The following is an 18,211-nucleotide window of genomic DNA, read 5'->3' as shown; positions in this document are numbered from 1 at the left end:
GCTTCGCTTGCGCTACCCAGATGGATTCGGTATCTGCGTATTCGGTCATCAAGCGGGGCGGCAAAGCCTTTCCCGATCTGCAAGAGGAGAGAGGCGCCTTGACGAAGCCTGCGGTGACGAAAGAGACCGGATTTCGACACTTCATCGCCGCGGCCAGCTATTCCTGGGCAGGCTTCCTGCGCGTTCTGAGAGAGGCGGCCTTCCGCCAGGAACTCGGATTCTCAGTCGTTTCGATCGCGGCCTTAGCGCTGGTGGGGGCGAGCGCGGGCGAGATCGTCGTTGCGTTGCTGCTGTTTCTCGGGCTGTTTTCGATGGAGGCGATGAATACCGCCGTCGAAGAGGTGATCGACCGGATTTCGCCGGAGATTTCGATCGTCGGTAAACATGCCAAGGATCTCGGCTCCTTCGCGGTGAGCTGTATGATCGCCGCCTGCTGCCTCTATCTCGGCTTCGTCCTCGGCAAACATATCTTCTTTGGATCCGCATGATATCGTCCGAAAACCGCTCACACTTTTCGGCATCATCCTTTGGCTGAATCAGGCAAAACTCTTGCGCTTGCGGGCGACGGCCTGGGCCTCTTCCACGGCCGGCAGGCTTTGGAGCACGCGCTTGGCGGGCAGGATGGCGATGACCTCGGTGCCCTCGCGCAGCTTCGATTTCAGCACGAACTGTCCGTCATGCTTGGCAAGGATCGCCTGGACGATCGGCAGGCCGAGGCCGGTGCCCTGTTCGGCGCTCTTGATGGCGATCGAGCCCTGTCCGAAGGCCGACAGGACGACGGGAATCTCTTCTTCCGGAATGCCGGGGCCGTTGTCCTTGATTGAGATGTACTGACCGCCGCCGGCCGTCCAGCCGACCTTGACGTTGATTTCGCCGCCCTGCGGCGTGAACTTGACGGCATTGGAGAGAAGATTGAGCACCACCTGGCGCATCGACTTCTCGTCCGCCCAGATGGCCGGCAGCTGCCGCTCGAATTGATCCGAAATGGCGATGTTCTTGGCGCGGGCGCGCAGCTGGACCATGCCGATGCAATCCTCGGTGATATCGAGAAGCGAGATCGCCTCCTCGCTCAGCTCGTATTTGCCGGCCTCGATGCGGGAGAGGTCGAGAATCTCATTGATGAGATCGAGCAGATGCTGGCCGGAGCGGTGGATGTCGCCGGCATATTCCTTGTAGGTCGGATTGGCGAGCGGTCCCATGACTTCGGCCGACATCACCTCGGAGAAGCCGAGGATGGCGTTGAGCGGGGTCCTGAGTTCGTGCGACATCGAGGCGAGGAAGCGGGACTTGGCGAGGTTTGCCTCCTCGGCGCGGCGGCGCGCCTCGTCCGACATCGATTTCGCCACTTCAAGCTCGGCGATCAGATCGTCCTTCTCCGATTGGTAGGAGAGGATCTTGAGGTTCGACTTGAACAGCCGGTCGCTGATATAGTTGAAGAAGACGAGGGTGCTGGTGAAGAGCCCCGTCAGGCTGATTTCGAGAAGGTCGCGGGACAGGCCGCTCTTGGCGGCGAGCGCCAGAACCGCCGGCGCGAAGGCAGCGAGCACGGCAGGCGTCAGCATGAAATTCGACATCGCCGTAACGGAGAGCGCGATCAGCAGCGTCGCGCCTTTATAAAGGATAAAGCTCGACGGCTCGCAGGTATCGCAGCCCTGCAGCGCGAAGACCGCCCAGCAGCAGCCGAGCAGGAACTGGCCGAACAGCAGCAGGCGGCGCCATTTGCGAGCACTCTCGGAGGTGATTTCCTGACGGCGCGCGCGCCGCGCCAGCAGGATATTGCCGGTGTGACAGGTCAGCGTCAGCAGCGCCCACAAAAGCAACTGCGCATCCTGCGTGAAATAAACACCAAGGGCGGTGATGATGACGACGAAGAGCGGCATGATCGTCGCGCTCTGCAGCATCGACGCCACATACATCTTGAGCGCGTCACGATCGAAGGAGGAATTGGACGCATGGCCGGACTGAAGACGTTCGCGCGTTTGCCGCACGGCCTTGGAAACGGCCTTGTTGCGGTGGCTGCGCGACCTGTCGACGATTATCTTGTCGGTCGATGTGCTTACGCCGGTACTCATGTGCACGTTGAAACTTCATCCCAGGGTGGATAAGAGCTTAACCGGCAATTCTTAAGAAGATGTTTGCCATCTTTGCCAAGGATTTGTTTTTTAAGGAGGCGAAAGCGTGACACTGAGCCTGCGCCTGATTCGCGACGGCGTGACCGCTTTTGCCCTGCTGGCACTCCTGGCGCTGATCGCCGCCAAGCTCAACGATGCAACAAAAATCGAGCATGCGGGCGCTTTCCATGCTGCCGATGGCGACAGTCTGACTTTAGGAGGCGAACGTTTGCGCCTCGAAGGCATCGACGCGCCGGAGCTCAATCAGAGCTGCGAGCGCGCGGGAAATGCCTGGGCCTGCGGACGCGCGGCGCGCGCAGCGCTGCAGAGCATGGTTCTGGCATCGGGAACGCGTTGCCAAGGCAGCCGGCGCGACCGCTACGACAGGCTGCTCGTCATCTGTCACAGCGGGGCAGGCGGCGACATCAACGCCGCCATGGTGCGTCGCGGCATGGCAATCTCCTATGGCGGCTATGGTAGGGAGGAGGCCGAGGCGAGGGCCGCGAAGGCGGGGCTCTGGGCCGGGACTTTCGAGCGGCCGCGCGATGTGCGCGACCATGCCCGCCAGAGTTCCGATTTCAATGGCCCGCTTGATTTCATCAGGTGGATCGTCGGGTGGGAGTGAAGCCATGACCGACGAAGCCAAGCTGGAGATGCTGCGGCTGGAGATCGCCTCCTGCCGCATCTGTCGTGACGCACCGGCGAAAGGCCTCGCATATCGGCTGCCGCATGAGCCGCGGCCGGTGGCCGTAATTTCATCGAGCGCGCGCATTCTGATCGCCGGGCAGGCGCCCGGGCTTCGGGTGCATGAGAGCGGCCTGCCGTTCGACGATGCTTCGGGCGACCGGCTGCGGTCATGGCTCGGCGTTGACAGGGCAAGCTTCTACGACCGCGATCGATTCGCCATCGTGCCGATGGGCTTCTGCTTTCCCGGCTATGACGCCAAGGGCTCGGATCTGCCGCCGCGCCGCGAATGCGCACCGTTTTGGCGGCAAAGGGTGATTGCGGCCATGCCGCAGATCGAACTGGTGCTGGTCATCGGCCAATATGCGCAGGCTTGGCATATGGGGGCGGACAGGCGGGACGGTATGACCGAGACGGTGCGGGCGTGGCGGGACAGCCTTCTGTCCAATCGGTCGCCGGCGGTGCTGCCGCTGCCGCATCCGAGCTGGCGCAACAGCGGCTGGCTGAAGCGCAATCCGTGGTTTGAGGAAGAATTGCTCCCGGTCTTGCGGGATCGGACAAAAATGCTGCTTTCCTGAAACAAAATTCTTTTCGTCGCGCGGAATCGCGTTATACAAAGAAAATAATTCGAAAGGACTGTTGCTCGCATGGATCGCCTCGACCGAAAAATACTGCGTCTTCTGCAAGAGGATTCGACCCTTGCCGTGGCCGATCTCGCCAAAAAAGTCGGGCTGTCGACGACGCCATGCTGGCGGCGCATCCAGAAAATGGAAGAAGACGGCGTCATCAAGCGCCGAGTCGCTATCCTTGATCCGGAAAAGGTCAACACCAAGGTCACGGTCTTCGTGTCGATTCGCACGGCCACCCATTCGATCGAATGGCTGCGGCGCTTTTCCGAGGTGGTCGCCGAATTCCCCGAAGTGGTGGAATTCTACCGGATGAGCGGCGATGTCGACTATCTCCTGCGAGTCGTGGTGCCCGATATCGCCGCCTATGACGCCTTTTATAAGCGGATGATCGCCAAAATCGAGATTCGCGACGTCTCCTCCGCCTTTGCGATGGAGCAGATCAAGTATTCGACGCAACTGCCGCTCGATTATATGATTCTCGACAATGCCAAATCCAATGAGGATTGAAATCGGCGTTCGGCCACACGGCCGGAAGGCCTGAGGATTGTGCTGACTGAGTCGATCCGGCCACATCTGAGTGTGCCGATCCGGTAACTGCGGAGGGGTGAAATGCAATTAAGACTGCAGAAAAGCCCCAGAAATAGCGAAAAAACGCTCGAATCCCGCCAGGGTTCGGAAAAATACATAGCCTGGTAAGAAATACGACGCTATGTTGAATGGAACCAATGCGCGTTATGTCATCATTTCGTCTCATTGGTATCGAATTCAGGACACGATGTTCTAAACCGCTGCCTTGTATGTGTTGATTAGCCGGCGGTAGAGTTTATGCACTTCACCAATATGTTCGACGGGGGTCGAACGGTGGAGAATTTGACAAATGGGGCGTAGCGTTTGCGGCTTGCGATGGAGGATTTCCGTCGCGGGGCCGCTTGGCGTTTCTGTCGTCTACATAATTGAAATTGTTGTATAAAAATCACGTTGCCGGGGAAACTTGCTTCAGGGGACCCATCTTGCGTGTGTCGAGAATTGCTTGAGAGGACCTCATATGGGATGACGGTTTGGCGGTTCGATCGATCCGCACGCCGAGATGGCTGTTCAAACTGGGCCGGCTTCAAATCGACTACCCGATTGGAAGCCAGCCCCGATCGACAAAGGAATGGATTGGTAAATGAACATCAGAATGGTTTTGCTTGCATCAGCAGCAGCATTTGCTGCATCGACGCCGGTTCTTGCAGCTGACGCTATCGTTGCTGCTGAGCCGGAACCGGTTGAATATGTTCGCGTCTGCGACGCTTACGGCACCGGCTACTTCTACATCCCGGGCACCGAAACCTGCCTCAAGATCGAAGGCTACATCCGTTTCCAGGTTAACGTCGGCGAAGATGTCGGCGGCGATTCGGACTGGGATGCCGTTACCCGCGGTCAGGTTCAGTTCACGGCCAAGAGCGACACCGAGTATGGTCCGCTGACCGGCGTCATCGTCATGCAGTTCAATGCTGACAACGCCACCGATCAGGACGCCATCCTCGACTCCGCTTACCTCGACATCGCGGGCTTCCGCGCTGGTCTCTTCTACAGCTGGTGGGACGACGGCCTCTCCGGCGAAACCGACGACATCGGTTCTGTCGTAACGCTGCACAACTCCATGCGTTACCAGTATGAAAGCGGCACCTTCTACGCCGGCCTCAGCGTCGACGAACTGGAAGACGGCGTTTACAAGGCTGGCGAAGAAGCCAACAACGTTGGCGTTGCCTTCGGCGTCGGCGGCACGGCTGGCGCGTTCAGCTACCAGGTTACTGGCGGCTGGGACTTCGACAACGAAGATGGCGCAATCCGCGCAATGGGTACGGTTGACATCGGCCCCGGCACGCTCGGCCTCGCTGGCGTATACTCCTCCGGCCCGAACTCCTACTACTCTTCGGCTGAGTGGGCTGTTGCTGCCGAATACGCTATCAAGGCAACCGACAAGCTGAAGATCACCCCGGCCGTTCAGTACTACGGCAACTACTTCGGCGGTGGTAAGGCTGTTCCGGATGACTACGACGGTCTCGGCGATGCTTGGAAGGTTGGTCTGACGGTTGATTACCAGATCGTCGACAACTTCTATGCCAAGGCTTCGGTTCAGTACCTCGATCCGGATGATGGCGACGACTCCACGACGGGCTACTTCCGCCTGCAGCGTTCGTTCTAATCCACTTAGTGGATGCTCCCGGTCTTCGGGCCGGGGGCACTTCAAATCAGTTTCTGATCCGAGTGACCTCCGATCAGCTACGGGGACGGGTCCGGTCTTCCCTGCCGGACCGTCCTTGCAGCGTTTTTGACGCGCAATCCTCAGAACAGCCTTTCAGAAGCCTTTCAGATGAGTCGAACCGGCTCGTCGCGCACGCCGGCTTCTTGCCACGTCTATCGAGGCACTTCTTTCTCAATTTCAAGCGAGCTGGATCGACCGACAGAATCGTCGCGTAGACGGAGCTGTTGGATCGTTCCTTATTCGGCGTCGGTCGGCTTTGCCGCAACAGGTCGCGAAAAAATCCAATGCCGACAATGTGATTACAGCTTTTTTGGAGAGGGGATACAACCTTTGCAGGGGGCTATTTCATTCCTTCTCGCGGATAGCTTGTTCTGATGGACGATCTCAACGACTACTATTATTTCGCCGCTGTCGTCTCCAGCGGCGGCTTCGCATCCGCAAGTCGCGATCTGAAGATACCGCGTTCGAAGCTGAGCAGGCGGGTCAGCCGGCTCGAAGACGGGCTTGGCGCGAGGCTGATAGAACGCTCGACTCGTCACTTCCGGGTGACGGAGATCGGTCAGGCTTTCTACGAAAGATGCCAGACCATTTTGCAGGAGGCCGACCGCGCCAAGTCAATCGTCAGCGAGGCTCAATCCGATCCGCAAGGCGTGGTGCGGATGGGCTGCCCGCTCGGCCTCGTCGATATCTCGGTCGGCGGAATCCTGCCTGAATTCCTGGAGCGCTATCCGAAGATCAAGCTGCAGATCATTGGCTCCGACCGGCGCGCCGACCTCATCAACGAACGGATTGATCTTGAGGTGAGGGCAACCAACGAGCCGGAGACGCAGACGAGCTTGACGATGCGCAAGCTCGAACGGGCGCGGCGCATTCTCGTCGCAAGTCCTTCGCTGGTCGAGCGCACCGGCGGCCTGAATTGCGTGGACGAACTCGCCGAGCTTCCGACGCTGGCCATGACGTCATGGGTGTCGTTCCACAGCTGGGAATTGATCGGACCGAATGATGCCAAACGGGTAATTCGGCATCAGCCGCGGCTTACCTGCCGCAGTATGACCGCCATCCTCGACGCGGCCCGTGCCGGTCTCGGCTTCGGGCTTTTGCTCGAAAGCGCCTGCGAAGCCGATCTCCAGGCCGGCAGACTGGTGCGGGTTTTGCCGGACTGGCAGTCGGAGGAAAGCCAGTTCTATATCGTCTTCACGACGGCCAGGGGCATGCCGCCGGCAGTGCGGGTGCTGATCGATTTCCTGGTCGAAAAATCCCGGCAGCATTGATGAAGCAGCATTGACGAAGAAGGGCTTCGGCTTGAGGCCTGCGTGCGTTTATTTCAGCCGTGTCAGCAGCTTTTCGCCGACCAATTCCTTGACTGCATCCTTGCCGATTCAGCAGGCAGTTTTGTCAGAGCTTTCCGCGAGCGCCCTTGCAAGGGCGAGCGCCGGTGCATGGCAGGCGAGATTGCGCTTGCCGATGCTACGGAGCGCCCAATTGATCGCCTTGCGCACGAAGTTTCGAGGGTCGTCGGCATGAGCCTCGATCAGCGGCAGCCAGGCAAGGACGGTGGTGTCGGGCTCTGTCTTGCGATGGACGGCGGCACCTGCAATCATGGCGAAGGCAGTGCGCCTGACAAATTCGCGCTCGTCGTCGGCGAATTCTGCGACGAGTTCGTCCAGCCGGGCTTCGACGAAGAGATCGGCGGCGCAATCGACGATCTCCCAGGAGTTGAAATCATTGGCCCAATTCCGGGCTTCTTCCGCCGTCAGCCGTTTCCGCTCGGCGGTATAAAGGGCGAGCAGACGGGCTTCACGGATATGGCTTCGCCAGAGTTCGATCGCTCTGGCGTGATTCTTCTTCGCCAGTCTGGCGACCGCCCTGATATCGGGATTGGAAATGCCGAGGGCACGTGTGGTGACAATGCCGAAGCGCGCCATGCCGGCGACGTTCTCCTCCAAACGCAGCGTTTCGAGATGCGCGATCAGTTCGGCTGCATCGGAGGAGGGGCCGATCATTTTTCGAGGCGCGCAAGCAGCGAGGACGTATCCCAGCGATTGCCGCCCATTGCCTGGACGTCGCCATAGAACTGATCGACGACGGCGGTGACAGGCAGCTTGGCGCCATTGCGGCGAGCTTCGGTGAGCACGATGCCGAGATCCTTGCGCATCCAGTCGACCGCGAAGCCAAAATCATATTTGCCGGCGTTCATGGTCTTGTGGCGGTTTTCCATCTGCCAGGAGCCCGCCGCACCCTTGGAAATCACCTCGACGACCTTTTCGATATCAAGGCCGGCGCGCTTGCCGAAATGCAGCCCTTCGGCAAGCCCCTGGACGAGGCCGGCGATACAGATCTGGTTGACCATCTTGGTCAGCTGGCCAGAACCTGCCGGCCCCATCAGGCCGACCATGCGGGCATAGGCGTCGATAACGGGCCTGGCACGATCGAAGACGGCCTCGTCGCCGCCGCACATGACGGTCAGGACGCCGTTTTCAGCGCCGGCCTGGCCGCCGGAAACGGGAGCATCGATGAAATCGACCCCTTTTTCCTTGGCGGCGGCATAAAGTTCGCGGGCGACCTCGGCGCTGGCGGTGGTGTTGTCGATCAGCACCGACCGCGGCCTCATGCCGTGCAGGACGCCGTTTTCGCCCGATGTCACCGACCGGAGATCTTCATCATTGCCGACGCAGACGAAGACGAAGTCGGCGCCTGAGGCCGCCTCGGCCGGGGTGGGGGCGGATTTGCCGGAGAATTTCTCTGCCCAGGCGGCGGCTTTTTCTGCCGTACGATTGTAGACGGTGACATCGTGGCCGCCCTTCGTCTTCAGATGACCGGCCATGGGAAAACCCATGACGCCGAGACCGATGAATGCGACTTTAGCCATATGTCCTGTCCTTATCCGGAGTGCGAGGCCCTGAGGATTAACCGAAACGGCCGGGGCAGAAAAGCCGTGAAGACGGAGTTCCTTGCGATAGACGGAGATGAGGCTGGTCGCCGTTCGCCTCAGCCCTAGATGGGAACCAGGCAAATGTGTACGGGGATGATATGCGCGAAGTTCCGACGATCGAGCCGCGGCGTAAAGGCCGCAGTGGAATGCAGTCGATGCTTATTCCATCGCAGCAGATGGTCGCCGAGCAGATTCGATCGGCGCAGCAAGGTGTTTTCACACAGCTTGGCGTCCTTCGCCGCCGCCTCGCTGCCGAATACGGGGCGGACGCCTGTTGTCCGGTCACCGTGCAGCGGCATCTGCGCGCGATTGCCGATTTGTCCTTCCTCGCGCTGCAAAAGGGCGAACCGGTTTCGACGGTCACGCCTTTTTGGCGCATGGTGGATCCCACCAGCCTACTGGCGACGCGCCTTGCCGGTGGGGCGGGTTTTATCCGGGAGCGGCTGGCAGCTGAACGCCGGGAGGGATAGCGGAAGACGGCCGCCATCAGCAGGTGCTTGCAGGCGAGCGACCGAACGAGAAAAATTATTCCTCGAAGCGGACGACAATGGAAAATTGATATTGTCGATATAATTTATGGTCTATGCCAGTATTCTGGCGATCGATGGCCTTCAAGGCATCGGGCCAACCGCCGTCGATCGACAGGTATTTCAGATGTTCACGCGCAGACTAGCCCCGGCATTCCTTCCGTCGCCACCGCCATCCTCTCAAGCATCCGCTTGGCGGCGCCCGCAGGGACGTTCTGCATGTGGTCGCTTGCCAGGAGCCAGCTAAACCGCGCGGGCTGATTTTCGAATTTCGCAGCAAAGGACCGTTTCCATGACCGCCACATCCGATCCCATCAATTTTCTCTGGTTCATCCCGACGTCGGGCGACGGCACCTATCTCGGCTCCGCCGATCTCAACCGCGCGCCCGAAATTGGCTATCTCACGCAGATCGCCCAGGCCGTCGACCGGCTGGGCTATTCCGGCGTGCTGCTGCCGACCGGGGTTGCCTGCGAGGAGTCTTTCGTGACGGCGGCCGCCCTGGCAGCCAAGACCGAGAAATTGCAGTTCCTGGTGGCGATCCGCCCTGGCACGGCGTCGCCGGCCTATTACGCGCGTCTGGCGACGACGCTCGATCGAATCTCCAATGGCCGCCTGCTGCTCAACATCGTCGTCGGCGGCAGCCCGGCTGAGCTTGCCGGTGACGGCATCCATCTCGAGCATGACGAGCGTTATGCCCATGCCGAGGAGTTTTTCACCGTCTTCGAGGAATTGCTGGACAAGGGAACGGCGAGTTTCGACGGCAAATATATCAAGGCGACCAATGCGCGCCTCGGCTTTCCCTCAGTGCAGAACCCGCGTCCGCCGCTCTATTTCGGCGGCTCGTCGGATGCCGGCATCGATTTCTCGGTCGGCCGCGTCGACAAGTATCTGACGTGGGGTGAGCCACCGGCGCAGGTGGCCGAAAAGGTCGCCAAGGTGCGCAAGGCCGCCGCCGAGCGCGGCCGCGAGGTGAGCTTCGGTATCCGCCTTCACTTCATCGTGCGCGAAACCGACGAGGAGGCATGGGAGGCGGCGGAACGGCTTATCCGTCATCTCGACGACGATACCATCCGCGAGGCGCAGGAGCGCTTCGTCCATGAATCCGACTCGGTCGGGCAGAAGCGGATGGCCGCCCTTCACGGCGGCCGCCGCGACAAGCTCGAGGTCTCGCCGAATCTTTGGGCCGGCGTCGGCCTGGTGCGCGCTGGTGCTGGCACGGCGCTTGTGGGCTCGCCGAAGACGGTGGCCGCACGCCTTGCCGAATACCAGGCGATCGGCATCGATACGGTGATCGGCTCCGGCTATCCGCACCTGGAAGAAGCCTATCGCGTCGCCGAGTTGCTCTTTCCCGAGCTTGGCATCACCCGCGAGCAGCAGCGCCTAGCCTTCAACAACGAATTCGGTCGCAAGCAGATCTTTGCAGGCGGCAGCCACGGCGGTAATCTGAAGGTCGTTTCCGGTTCCTGAGATCGAACAACGCAGGTAAGTCCGACATCGCCGGAAGCCGCACGGCTTTCGGCGATTTGTTATCATGACAGGCGCCTTTAATCTTCGGCATCGATCGCTGTCCTGGAGACTCGGCGGCCCCAAAAATACATAGCCGATGAGCTATGCCGGCTCTGCAGGATTCGGATCGCTACATCCGCTCGAGAGTCAGTTTTGCACATAGCGCTTGACTCATCTATGCCTCTTTGACTATATGGCTATCCATAGCTATAGAGGTATGGATTGCATGTCTAACGCTCATGATGTGCTCTTCAGGACGCTTGCCGATCCGACCCGGCGGGCGCTGTTTGAGCGGTTGTGCCGGGAAGGGGAGAAGACGGTGGGCGCGCTGACGGCGCGCGCCGGGGTTTCGCAGCCTGTCGTTTCGAAGCATCTTGGAATCCTGAAGCAGGCCGGGCTGGTGCGCGATCGCCATGAAGGCCGGCAGACGCATTATAGCGCGCAGCTTGGGGCGCTGGCGCCGTTGGTCGACTGGACCCGCGAGATGGCGAGTTTCTGGCAAAGCCGTTTCGAAGCTCTCGAAGATTTGCTGAAGAGGATGGATCAATGACCGATATTTCGACCGAAACACGCTCCGTCGTGATCGAAAAGGAAATTCCTTTTCCAGCCGAAAAGATCTGGCGGGCGCTGACCCAGCCGCATCTGATCGAGGAATGGCTGATGAAGAGCGACTTCAGGCCGGTCGTCGATCATCGCTTCAACTTCAACGCCGATTGGGGCTCCGTCGATTGCCGGGTCCTAGAGGTCGAGCCGAACAAGACGTTAGCATATACGTGGGGCGCTTACGGCCTCGAAACCATCGTTACCTGGACGCTCACGCCGACGAACGCAGGCACGCATCTGCGGATGGAGCAATCGGGTTTCCAGCCGGATCAGCGGCAGGCGTATGGCGGCGCCAGGAGCGGCTGGCCGCAGTTCTTCGAAAGGCTGGAGCGGGTGCTCGTGCGGGTGGAGTGAGGTCTTGGCCGGCAGGAGGCGCGCCGGTCTATATTTGAGGGGAGGTGCCGCGAAGCGGCGGGCATGGGACGCACCGGTCGATAGGAGGAGACGCCATGACGGGCAGAACGTCGGAGACCAGGAAGAAGATTACGAAAAAGACGGTTGCCAAACAGGCCGCCGCGCAGCCGGCCCTTCTTTCAGGCGGCAACCCGCAGATTCCCAAGGGCTATGGCGAGGCGCCCGTGCAGGCCTATATCGCCGCCATGCCGGGATGGAAAAGCGATATTGGACGCCGCCTCGATGCGCTGATTACCCATACCGTGCCCGGTGTCTCCAAGGCGGTCAAATGGAATTCGCCCTTCTATGGCATGGAAGGAGAGGCGTGGTTCCTCGCCATCCATTGCTACACGAAATACGTCAAGGTTGCCTTCTTCCAGGGCGCATCGCTGCATCCGCAGCCGCCGGGTGCGTCCAAGCAGAAGGAAGTGCGATACCTCGACATTCGCGAGAATGATCCGTTCGATGAGGGGCTGATCGCTTCCTGGGTGGAGCAGGCGAGCCGATTACCCGGCGAGCGGATGTGAGGTCTCAATGGCGAGTGATGGAAGGCGATAAACATGAAGAAAGCGACGGCAACCATGAAGAAGACCGACTCCGGCGACAAAAATGGCGGAGCTTCGCCCTCTCAACTGATCGATGCGAGGATCGAGGAGCTCAAGGATTGGCGCGGCGAAGTGCTCGCCCGGGTTCGGGCGCTCATCAAGCAAGCCGAGCCCGAAGTGGTCGAGGAATGGAAGTGGCGAGGGGTTCCGGTTTGGGAGCGCGGCGGCATCATCTGCACCGGCGAGACCTACAAAAGCGCGGTGAAACTGACCTTCGCCAAGGGCGCCTCGCTGGAGGACCCCACGGACCTTTTCAATTCCAGCCTCGAAGGCAATACCAGGCGCGCCATCGATTTCCATGAGGGCGATAAAATCGATGAAGATGCGCTGAAGGCGCTCATTCGCGCTGCCGCGACACTGAATATGTCAGCCAAGGCTGGCAGCGCGCGGAAGAAGGCGAGCAGCTGAGACTCCCGATCTAGAGCATGATGCCGAAAAGTGTGAGCGGTTTCGGACGACATCATGCTCTAACTCTTTATTTTAGAACAGGATTCAGATTTTAGGCCAACCGGGCCTAAAATCATCCTGTTCTAATGGATCGGGCTCGCCTCGCGCTCGAGAAAGAGTTCGAGATTGTCGAGGCCGATTTCGGTGCCCTGGAGGCGGGCGCCGTTGTCGGCGTAGCCGTCGAGAAAGACCACCTGCTCGGTGAAGGTCATTCTTGTGCCGGCAGGTTCGGCTTTGAAGGTGACGGTGGTGAGCGAGGCGGAGATACGCCTTTCGCCGAGTTTCATCTCATAGGCATAGATGATGCGGCTATCCGGCACGATATCGATGTAATGGGCGTCATAGGCGTGCAGAAGCCCATCGGTGTCTGCGACGTGGTTTCTTTCCGCGCCGCCCGGACGGAAATCAAGCGTGTACTCCAGCGGCACCCATTCGCCGTGGCAGGCGAACCATTGGCGCTTCGCCTCCGGCGTCGACCAGGCGCGGAAGACGCGAGAGATCGGCGCCTTCAGTTGGCGCTCGATGACGAGCGTGGCGTGTTCGGTGGAGTGTGTCGTCATTCGGAAAAGGTCTCCGGTTCTTCGGCAAGATATTGATCCAGCCTATCGAAGCTGGCGGTCCAGCGGCTCTTTCGTTGTTCCACCCAGCGCTCGACGGCGGCGAGCGCATCCAGCTGCAGGCGGTAGGTTCGCACCCGGCCGGATTTTTCGGAGTGTACGAGGCCGCTATCCTCCAGCACCTGCAGATGTTTCATCACCGTCGGCAGGGCGACGGCGAGCGGTGCGGCCAGCTCGGTGACGGACGCCGGGCCGCGGCCGAGGCGGTCGATCATGCCGCGGCGGCTGCGGTCGGAAAGCGCGTGGAACATGCGGTCGAGACCCGCCTGACTTTCGATCATCCCGCTGTATCCCGGAAACGGCCAGGCAGCCTGTCATGGTAGGGATAGAACTTGAAATAGGGGCGGGCTTCCTCGAGCGCCCTTGCAAAGGACGGGCGCGCGAGAAGCCGATCGTAATAGGCGCGAAGCTTCGGCTGCTCCTCTAAAAACGGGACCAGCGTCTCGGCGTAGAAGAGGGCGGGAGCTGCGGCGCAATCGGCCAAGGTGAAGGCCTCGCCCGAGATCCATGGGCTTTCGGAGAGCTGTTTTTCAATCATCGCATAGGCGGTGGCAAGCGTCGCCTTGCAGGCGGCCACTTCCATTTCGTCCTCCTTGCCCTCGGGGCGTCGGCGATTGCTGACGATGGTCTGCATCGGCGCTTGGACATAATGGTCGAAGAAGCGATCCCAGAGGCGAACCTGCAGCGCCCGGTCGATTTCCGGCGGCAGCAGGGAAACGGGGCCGGGATAATAATGGTCGAGATATTCGATGATGATCGACGTCTCGGGAACCGTGCTGTCGCGCGCTTCGTCCCGCAGCAGCGGCATCTTGCCGATCGGCCAGAAGCGGAAAAGATCGGCGCGCGAGGCTTCGTCGGACAGATCAACAAGGCGATTTTCAAACGGCGTGCCGTTTTCGTAGAGCGCGATCAGCACCTTGTGGCAGAAGGAGGCGAGCGGATGCCCATAGAACACGAGCGACATGCGGCGACCTTTCCTGTTTGGCAGAAACTTTACCGACCGACTAAGTATCAGATCAGAAAAGAATGCGCAACAGATAGTTCGCCGATTGTGTAACTATTGTATCAGCCGATATATCTGGCGATCACCAGATGGCCGGGTGTCGGCTGGCCGTCTTCCATGCGCACGTTGATATCCGAGATTTCGACGAGTTCGAAGCCGGTGGCCGCCAGCCTTTCTCTCACATAGGCGTCGGCGTGAGCGAAGCGCTGATGCGGGCCGACCATATAGGCGCGGCCGGCGAGGGTCTCTTCAGGCAGGGTCTCCGAGGAGAAGATGAACAGGCCGCCTGATGTCAGGTTCTCGGCGGCGCCGAAGAACAGCGGTTCGAGCGCGCCGAGATAGGGCAGCACGTCGGTGGCGGTGATGATGTCGAAGGCTTCCTCATCATTGTCGTCGAGAAAATCCTCGACCTCGGCGACGAAAAGCGTCTCGTAGAGATCCTTCTCATGGGCGATCTCGACCATCTTCTCCGAAAGGTCGATGCCGGTCATATCCTCGCAGAGGTCGCGCAGCGCGCCGCCGGTCAGGCCCGTGCCGCAGCCGAGATCGAGCAGCCGCTTGAACGGCCCAAGCTTCAGCGCCTGCAGGTGCTGGCGCACCAGCATTGGCACGTGATAGCCGAGCTGCTCGACGAGCACGTCCTCGAAAACCTCGGCATGCTGGTCGAACAGGGTCTCGACATAGGCGTCGGGCGCCCTGACCGGTGTTTCGCCCCGGCCCATTGCGGCGATGCGCACGGCGGCACCGCCGTGATCGTCGGGATCGATCGCCAGGACTTCCTCATAGGCCGCAACGGCCGCATCGACATTGCCGGCCTTTTCCAGCGCCAGAGCGCGGTTATAGGCCTCGCCGAGAGCTTCTTCGTCGATCTTCTTTGCCATCGCAGTCCATCGTCCTTTTGTTTCAGCCATGCGTCTACGGCGGCTTTCGATGTTTTGCAATGGCGTGGCTGCGGGCGCAGAATGGCGGCAAAGAAGATGAAGGGAGGAAAGCAATGAAATCGGAACAGGATAGGCCGTCATCGGCCCTTGAAGGAGAGGCTGTGCGGGCGTTGCTGCTGCCCGGTACGCCGGGCGAGATTACCAATACACTCAGCCATTATTATCGCGGCGAACTCGGGCGGATGACGAGCTGGCGCGATCGCATCGACCGGACGTCGAACTGGGCGATCACCGTGGTGGCGGCGCTGCTCTCGGTGTCGCTGTCGACGCCGACCTCGCATCATGGGGTGCTGCTGTTCGGGATGATGCTGGTGACGCTGCTTCTGATTATCGAGGCGCGGCGCTACCGCTTCTTCGATATCTATCGCGCCCGCATCCGCCAGATCGAGCGCAGCTATTTCGCGCAGATCCTGGCGCCGCAGGCGGGGGCCAGCAGCGAATGGGCCGCGGTGGTCGCCAGCAGCCTGCGCAAGCCGCGTTTCCTGCTCAGCTATCGGGATGCGATGCACCGTCGGCTCAAACGCAACTTCGGCTGGATGTATTCCATCTTGTTTCTTGCCTGGTGCCTGAAGATCTCGACGCCAAAACTGCAGACGGAGGGCATGCCGGCGTTGCAGGCGCAGTCCTGGACCTATGTCATCGACAATGCTGTGCTCGGGCCCATTCCCGGCCTTGCCGTTATCGTCATCGTCGTCGCCTTCTACCTCGCCATCCTCAGTTTTGCGCTCCGCCCGGCCCGTGATCAAGGCGAATTCGGCCATGGCGAGGCGCATGTCTGATGCTGCGCAAGCCGGATCAGTGCAGGATGAACTCGCCCTTCAGCGCCCGCCACTCGGTCGCCGAGATCAGCTTGCGGTGGATGTAGCGCACCGAATGCAGCGGTCCGTCGAGCTTCTCTTCCCAGAATTTCAGGAAGCCGCGCATTTCGGGAAAATCGGGGGCGAGATCATATTCCTGCCAGACATATGTCTGCAGGATCGCCGGATGATCCGGCAGGTGGTAGAGAATCTGGGCTGTCGTTAGACCATAGCCCTGTAGTTGTTTTTCCATGTCCTTGTGCATCGTGTTCACTTCTTCTCGTTCCCACTCGCGCGCTTATTAGCGCTGCTTGATATGGAAACATGCGAGTGGTTAACGAAAGCTTTACAGATACCTCATAAAAGGACAATTCATTTTTGATATCAATAACTTGGCAGCAGGTCTCCGAGAGTGCTGCCAAAGTCAGATCGAAGTCATCAACGCTTGAGATGCCGGGTCAGGCGGCGTTCGATCCAGGCCCAGAGATGGCGTAGCGCTTCGACGATGGCGAGGTAGAAGATCGCCGCCCAGAGATAGGTCTGATAGTCGAAGGTGCGGGAGAAGGCGTAGCGGGTTTCGCCCATCAGGTCGAGCACGGTGATGATGGCGACGACAGCCGAGCCTTTGATCAAAAGAATGATCTCGTTGCCGTAAGGGCGAAGGGCGACGATGAGAGCCTGCGGCAGAGTGATCTTGCGGAAGGCGATGAACCTATGGATGCCGAGGGCAGCGGCCGCCTCGTGCTGGCCGCGCGGCACGCTTTCAATGGCGCCCCGCAGGATCTCTGCCTGATAGGCTGCGGTATTGATGGTCATGGCAAAAAGGCCGCAATACCAGGCATCGCGAAAGAACCACCAGATGCCGACGGCCTCAAGCTGCGGGCGAAATACGCCGAGGCCGTAATAGACCAGAAAAAGCTGGGCAAGCAGCGGCGTGCCCCGGAAGAAATAGATATAGCCGTAGGCGAGCGCATTCAGCAGCCGGTTTTTCGACATGCGCGCCGCGGCGAGCGGCAGCGACAGAACTGCGCCGCCGATGACGGAAATGAAAACGAGGCTGAGTGTAACCCCGAGACCGTGGAGATAGCGCGGTCCGTAGCGGGTGAATTTTTCCGGATCCCAGCCGTTGACCACGGAGATCACCAGCAGCGCGCCGAATACTGCCCAGACGGAGACGAGAATATAGCCGGCCATGCGCGCCGGCGTCATCGGCTTCACCACTTCACGCGGTGCGGGCTGCGGCGGGATCAGCGTTTCGGCGTAGCTCATCGGCGGACCTCCGAACGTTTGGCCCAACGCTCGACATAGACGAGCAGAAAGGAGGAGAGGATGGCGAGCACCAGATAGAGGCAGCAGGCCAGGCCATAGAAGAAGAAGGGTTCCTTGGTGACGCGCACGGCAACGCTCGTCTGGCGCAGGATATCGGCAAGGCTGATGATCGACACGTAGGAGGTGTCCTTCAGGAGCACCATCCAGAGGTTCGTCAGTCCGGGCAGCGCGATGCGCACGAGCTGCGGCAGGATGATCAGGCGCAGCGTGCGGCCGTGATGCAGCCCGAGCGCGTCGCCCGCCTCATATTGCCCCTTCGGAATGGCGCGAAAGGCCGAGAGCAGCACTTCCGAACAATAGGCTGAAAAAACCACCGAAAGCGCGATGACGCCGGCGAGGAAGGCATTGATCTCGACCGGCGGTCCGTCATAACCGACGAAGGTCAGCAGAGACTGGATCAGCATCTGCATGCCGTAATAGATGATAAAGAGCGTCAGAAGTTCCGGCAGGCCGCGGAAGATCGTCGTGTAGATGCCGGCCGCCAGACGCAGCGACTTTTCTTCAGACTGCTGGCCGAGCGCCACCAGGAAGCCGATGGCGAGGCCGATCGGCAGGGTGACGATCGCCACCGAAACCGTGACCTGCAGGCCAACTGCAATCTCGTCGCCCCAGCCGGTATCGCCACAGGCAAGGATCGTCGACTGTCCCAACCAGGTGAAGATGCCAACGGGTCCGCACAGCGGATCGAAAATGTGCACAAGTGAGCTCCAGAAGGAGCCGAGCGCGGAAAACGATCCGCCCATGCGTGAATTCCCCTCACGGCTTTTGCCGTTTTGATCTTGCCATCTTTGTCAAACAAAAATGGCGGAAGAGCAAGCCTTCCGCCATTACCTTG

23 protein-coding genes are annotated in these 18,211 nt (G+C 60.2%); 13 read left to right on the top strand and 10 right to left on the bottom strand.

Translation table 11 applies throughout. From position 1 onward, the window contains the following. The first annotated feature begins 98 nt into the window (after positions 1-98). Positions 99-488: a diacylglycerol kinase gene (locus tag AMK05_RS12595; RefSeq protein WP_064841351.1), complete on the top strand. Its 390-nt coding sequence runs from the start codon at positions 99-101 to the stop codon at positions 486-488. Between the two features lie 48 nt (positions 489-536). Here the strand turns inward: AMK05_RS12595 and AMK05_RS12590 are convergent, their stop codons facing one another. Next, on the bottom strand, positions 537-2,072 hold the full coding sequence (locus AMK05_RS12590; RefSeq protein ID WP_064838842.1) for a sensor histidine kinase: 1,536 nt from the start codon (positions 2,070-2,072) through the stop codon (positions 537-539). A 106-nt stretch (positions 2,073-2,178) separates the two neighbouring features. Here AMK05_RS12590 and AMK05_RS12585 point away from each other — a divergent pair, with 106 nt between their 5' ends. The 5 genes from AMK05_RS12585 (at position 2,179) to AMK05_RS12565 (ending at position 6,946) form a co-directional block, all read left to right on the top strand. Beyond that, positions 2,179-2,736 (top strand): thermonuclease family protein, encoded by a 558-nt coding sequence (locus AMK05_RS12585; RefSeq protein ID WP_064838840.1) that lies wholly within the window; start codon positions 2,179-2,181, stop codon positions 2,734-2,736. A gap of 4 nt (positions 2,737-2,740) precedes the next feature. Next, positions 2,741-3,373, top strand: a complete 633-nt coding sequence (locus AMK05_RS12580; RefSeq protein ID WP_064838838.1) for a uracil-DNA glycosylase family protein — start codon at positions 2,741-2,743, stop codon at positions 3,371-3,373. Between the two features lie 69 nt (positions 3,374-3,442). Further along, a complete protein-coding gene (locus tag AMK05_RS12575; RefSeq protein ID WP_003540387.1) occupies positions 3,443-3,931 on the top strand; it encodes an Lrp/AsnC family transcriptional regulator in 489 nt (162 codons plus the stop codon). A 661-nt stretch (positions 3,932-4,592) separates the two neighbouring features. Continuing rightward, positions 4,593-5,615 carry a porin gene (locus AMK05_RS12570; RefSeq protein WP_049731916.1) on the top strand — a complete coding sequence of 341 codons (1,023 nt, stop codon included), beginning with the start codon at positions 4,593-4,595 and terminating at the stop codon, positions 5,613-5,615. Between the two features lie 434 nt (positions 5,616-6,049). Further along, on the top strand, positions 6,050-6,946 hold the full coding sequence (locus tag AMK05_RS12565; RefSeq protein WP_064838836.1) for a LysR substrate-binding domain-containing protein: 897 nt from the start codon (positions 6,050-6,052) through the stop codon (positions 6,944-6,946). Positions 6,947-7,054: 108 nt separating this feature from the next. On the opposite strand, the gene AMK05_RS12560 is transcribed toward AMK05_RS12565, so the two are convergent. Then, positions 7,055-7,678: a DNA alkylation repair protein gene (locus tag AMK05_RS12560; protein WP_064838835.1), complete on the bottom strand. Its 624-nt coding sequence runs from the start codon at positions 7,676-7,678 to the stop codon at positions 7,055-7,057. Then, on the bottom strand, positions 7,675-8,544 hold the full coding sequence (locus AMK05_RS12555; RefSeq protein ID WP_064838833.1) for an NAD(P)-dependent oxidoreductase: 870 nt from the start codon (positions 8,542-8,544) through the stop codon (positions 7,675-7,677). The genes AMK05_RS12560 and AMK05_RS12555 overlap by 4 nt, the downstream gene beginning before the upstream one ends. Before the next feature lie 161 nt (positions 8,545-8,705). Here AMK05_RS12555 and AMK05_RS12550 point away from each other — a divergent pair, with 161 nt between their 5' ends. From AMK05_RS12550 to AMK05_RS12525, 6 genes are all read left to right on the top strand, one after another. Further along, positions 8,706-9,077 carry a hypothetical protein gene (locus AMK05_RS12550; RefSeq protein ID WP_064838830.1) on the top strand — a complete coding sequence of 124 codons (372 nt, stop codon included), beginning with the start codon at positions 8,706-8,708 and terminating at the stop codon, positions 9,075-9,077. A gap of 349 nt (positions 9,078-9,426) precedes the next feature. Further along, a complete protein-coding gene (ssuD, locus tag AMK05_RS12545) occupies positions 9,427-10,602 on the top strand; it encodes an FMNH2-dependent alkanesulfonate monooxygenase (protein WP_064838828.1) in 1,176 nt (391 codons plus the stop codon). 265 nt (positions 10,603-10,867) lie between these two features. Further along, positions 10,868-11,191 carry an ArsR/SmtB family transcription factor gene (locus AMK05_RS12540; protein ID WP_064841350.1) on the top strand — a complete coding sequence of 108 codons (324 nt, stop codon included), beginning with the start codon at positions 10,868-10,870 and terminating at the stop codon, positions 11,189-11,191. Continuing rightward, positions 11,188-11,598 (top strand): SRPBCC family protein, encoded by a 411-nt coding sequence (locus AMK05_RS12535; RefSeq protein ID WP_064838826.1) that lies wholly within the window; start codon positions 11,188-11,190, stop codon positions 11,596-11,598. Before AMK05_RS12540 ends, AMK05_RS12535 begins: the two co-directional genes overlap by 4 nt. Before the next feature lie 95 nt (positions 11,599-11,693). Beyond that, on the top strand, positions 11,694-12,164 hold the full coding sequence (locus AMK05_RS12530) for a DUF1801 domain-containing protein (RefSeq protein WP_064838824.1): 471 nt from the start codon (positions 11,694-11,696) through the stop codon (positions 12,162-12,164). A gap of 33 nt (positions 12,165-12,197) precedes the next feature. Beyond that, a complete protein-coding gene (locus tag AMK05_RS12525) occupies positions 12,198-12,650 on the top strand; it encodes a DUF1801 domain-containing protein (RefSeq protein ID WP_064838822.1) in 453 nt (150 codons plus the stop codon). 122 nt (positions 12,651-12,772) lie between these two features. Here AMK05_RS12525 and AMK05_RS12520 read toward each other — a convergent pair whose 3' ends face one another. From AMK05_RS12520 to AMK05_RS12505, 4 genes are all read right to left on the bottom strand, one after another. Further along, a complete protein-coding gene (locus AMK05_RS12520) occupies positions 12,773-13,249 on the bottom strand; it encodes an SRPBCC family protein (protein WP_064838820.1) in 477 nt (158 codons plus the stop codon). Next, entirely contained in the window at positions 13,246-13,587 is a 342-nt protein-coding gene (locus tag AMK05_RS12515) for an ArsR/SmtB family transcription factor (RefSeq protein WP_064838818.1), read from the bottom strand. The genes AMK05_RS12520 and AMK05_RS12515 overlap by 4 nt, the downstream gene beginning before the upstream one ends. Next, positions 13,584-14,270, bottom strand: a complete 687-nt coding sequence (locus tag AMK05_RS12510) for a glutathione S-transferase family protein (RefSeq protein ID WP_064838816.1) — start codon at positions 14,268-14,270, stop codon at positions 13,584-13,586. The genes AMK05_RS12515 and AMK05_RS12510 overlap by 4 nt, the downstream gene beginning before the upstream one ends. 101 nt (positions 14,271-14,371) lie before the next feature. Then, positions 14,372-15,190: a methyltransferase domain-containing protein gene (locus AMK05_RS12505; protein WP_064838814.1), complete on the bottom strand. Its 819-nt coding sequence runs from the start codon at positions 15,188-15,190 to the stop codon at positions 14,372-14,374. A 113-nt stretch (positions 15,191-15,303) separates the two neighbouring features. Here AMK05_RS12505 and AMK05_RS12500 point away from each other — a divergent pair, with 113 nt between their 5' ends. Beyond that, a complete protein-coding gene (locus tag AMK05_RS12500; RefSeq protein ID WP_064838812.1) occupies positions 15,304-16,029 on the top strand; it encodes a DUF2270 domain-containing protein in 726 nt (241 codons plus the stop codon). A gap of 16 nt (positions 16,030-16,045) precedes the next feature. Here the strand turns inward: AMK05_RS12500 and AMK05_RS12495 are convergent, their stop codons facing one another. From AMK05_RS12495 to AMK05_RS12485, 3 genes are all read right to left on the bottom strand, one after another. Further along, positions 16,046-16,312 carry an usg protein gene (locus AMK05_RS12495; protein ID WP_003594110.1) on the bottom strand — a complete coding sequence of 89 codons (267 nt, stop codon included), beginning with the start codon at positions 16,310-16,312 and terminating at the stop codon, positions 16,046-16,048. Between the two features lie 173 nt (positions 16,313-16,485). Then, positions 16,486-17,316 (bottom strand): ABC transporter permease, encoded by an 831-nt coding sequence (locus tag AMK05_RS12490; RefSeq protein WP_064838810.1) that lies wholly within the window; start codon positions 17,314-17,316, stop codon positions 16,486-16,488. Continuing rightward, on the bottom strand, positions 17,313-18,119 hold the full coding sequence (locus AMK05_RS12485; protein WP_064838808.1) for an ABC transporter permease: 807 nt from the start codon (positions 18,117-18,119) through the stop codon (positions 17,313-17,315). Before AMK05_RS12485 ends, AMK05_RS12490 begins: the two co-directional genes overlap by 4 nt. Positions 18,120-18,211 lie beyond the last annotated feature (92 nt).

The sequence above is a fragment of the Rhizobium sp. N324 genome (assembly GCF_001664485.1).
Taxonomy (GTDB): domain Bacteria; phylum Pseudomonadota; class Alphaproteobacteria; order Rhizobiales; family Rhizobiaceae; genus Rhizobium.
Note: the sequence above shows the minus strand (reverse complement) of the source record. Positions and strands in the feature narration are given on the sequence as shown.

What these genes read in the sequence shown, in the direction of transcription:
- AMK05_RS12590 (WP_064838842.1), bottom strand. Translation starts at nt 2,072, where the DNA reads ATGAGTACCGGCGTAAGCACATCGACCGACAAGATAATCGTCGACAGG.
- AMK05_RS12580 (WP_064838838.1), top strand. Translation starts at nt 2,741, where the DNA reads ATGACCGACGAAGCCAAGCTGGAGATGCTGCGGCTGGAGATCGCCTCC.
- AMK05_RS12575 (WP_003540387.1), top strand. Translation starts at nt 3,443, where the DNA reads ATGGATCGCCTCGACCGAAAAATACTGCGTCTTCTGCAAGAGGATTCG.
- AMK05_RS12570 (WP_049731916.1), top strand. Translation starts at nt 4,593, where the DNA reads ATGAACATCAGAATGGTTTTGCTTGCATCAGCAGCAGCATTTGCTGCA.
- AMK05_RS12565 (WP_064838836.1), top strand. Translation starts at nt 6,050, where the DNA reads ATGGACGATCTCAACGACTACTATTATTTCGCCGCTGTCGTCTCCAGC.
- AMK05_RS12560 (WP_064838835.1), bottom strand. Translation starts at nt 7,678, where the DNA reads ATGATCGGCCCCTCCTCCGATGCAGCCGAACTGATCGCGCATCTCGAA.
- AMK05_RS12555 (WP_064838833.1), bottom strand. Translation starts at nt 8,544, where the DNA reads ATGGCTAAAGTCGCATTCATCGGTCTCGGCGTCATGGGTTTTCCCATG.
- AMK05_RS12550 (WP_064838830.1), top strand. Translation starts at nt 8,706, where the DNA reads ATGCGCGAAGTTCCGACGATCGAGCCGCGGCGTAAAGGCCGCAGTGGA.
- ssuD (WP_064838828.1), top strand. Translation starts at nt 9,427, where the DNA reads ATGACCGCCACATCCGATCCCATCAATTTTCTCTGGTTCATCCCGACG.
- AMK05_RS12540 (WP_064841350.1), top strand. Translation starts at nt 10,868, where the DNA reads ATGTCTAACGCTCATGATGTGCTCTTCAGGACGCTTGCCGATCCGACC.
- AMK05_RS12535 (WP_064838826.1), top strand. Translation starts at nt 11,188, where the DNA reads ATGACCGATATTTCGACCGAAACACGCTCCGTCGTGATCGAAAAGGAA.
- AMK05_RS12530 (WP_064838824.1), top strand. Translation starts at nt 11,694, where the DNA reads ATGACGGGCAGAACGTCGGAGACCAGGAAGAAGATTACGAAAAAGACG.
- AMK05_RS12525 (WP_064838822.1), top strand. Translation starts at nt 12,198, where the DNA reads ATGAAGAAAGCGACGGCAACCATGAAGAAGACCGACTCCGGCGACAAA.
- AMK05_RS12520 (WP_064838820.1), bottom strand. Translation starts at nt 13,249, where the DNA reads ATGACGACACACTCCACCGAACACGCCACGCTCGTCATCGAGCGCCAA.
- AMK05_RS12515 (WP_064838818.1), bottom strand. Translation starts at nt 13,587, where the DNA reads ATGATCGAAAGTCAGGCGGGTCTCGACCGCATGTTCCACGCGCTTTCC.
- AMK05_RS12510 (WP_064838816.1), bottom strand. Translation starts at nt 14,270, where the DNA reads ATGTCGCTCGTGTTCTATGGGCATCCGCTCGCCTCCTTCTGCCACAAG.
- AMK05_RS12505 (WP_064838814.1), bottom strand. Translation starts at nt 15,190, where the DNA reads ATGGCAAAGAAGATCGACGAAGAAGCTCTCGGCGAGGCCTATAACCGC.
- AMK05_RS12500 (WP_064838812.1), top strand. Translation starts at nt 15,304, where the DNA reads ATGAAATCGGAACAGGATAGGCCGTCATCGGCCCTTGAAGGAGAGGCT.
- AMK05_RS12495 (WP_003594110.1), bottom strand. Translation starts at nt 16,312, where the DNA reads ATGCACAAGGACATGGAAAAACAACTACAGGGCTATGGTCTAACGACA.
- AMK05_RS12490 (WP_064838810.1), bottom strand. Translation starts at nt 17,316, where the DNA reads ATGAGCTACGCCGAAACGCTGATCCCGCCGCAGCCCGCACCGCGTGAA.
- AMK05_RS12485 (WP_064838808.1), bottom strand. Translation starts at nt 18,119, where the DNA reads ATGGGCGGATCGTTTTCCGCGCTCGGCTCCTTCTGGAGCTCACTTGTG.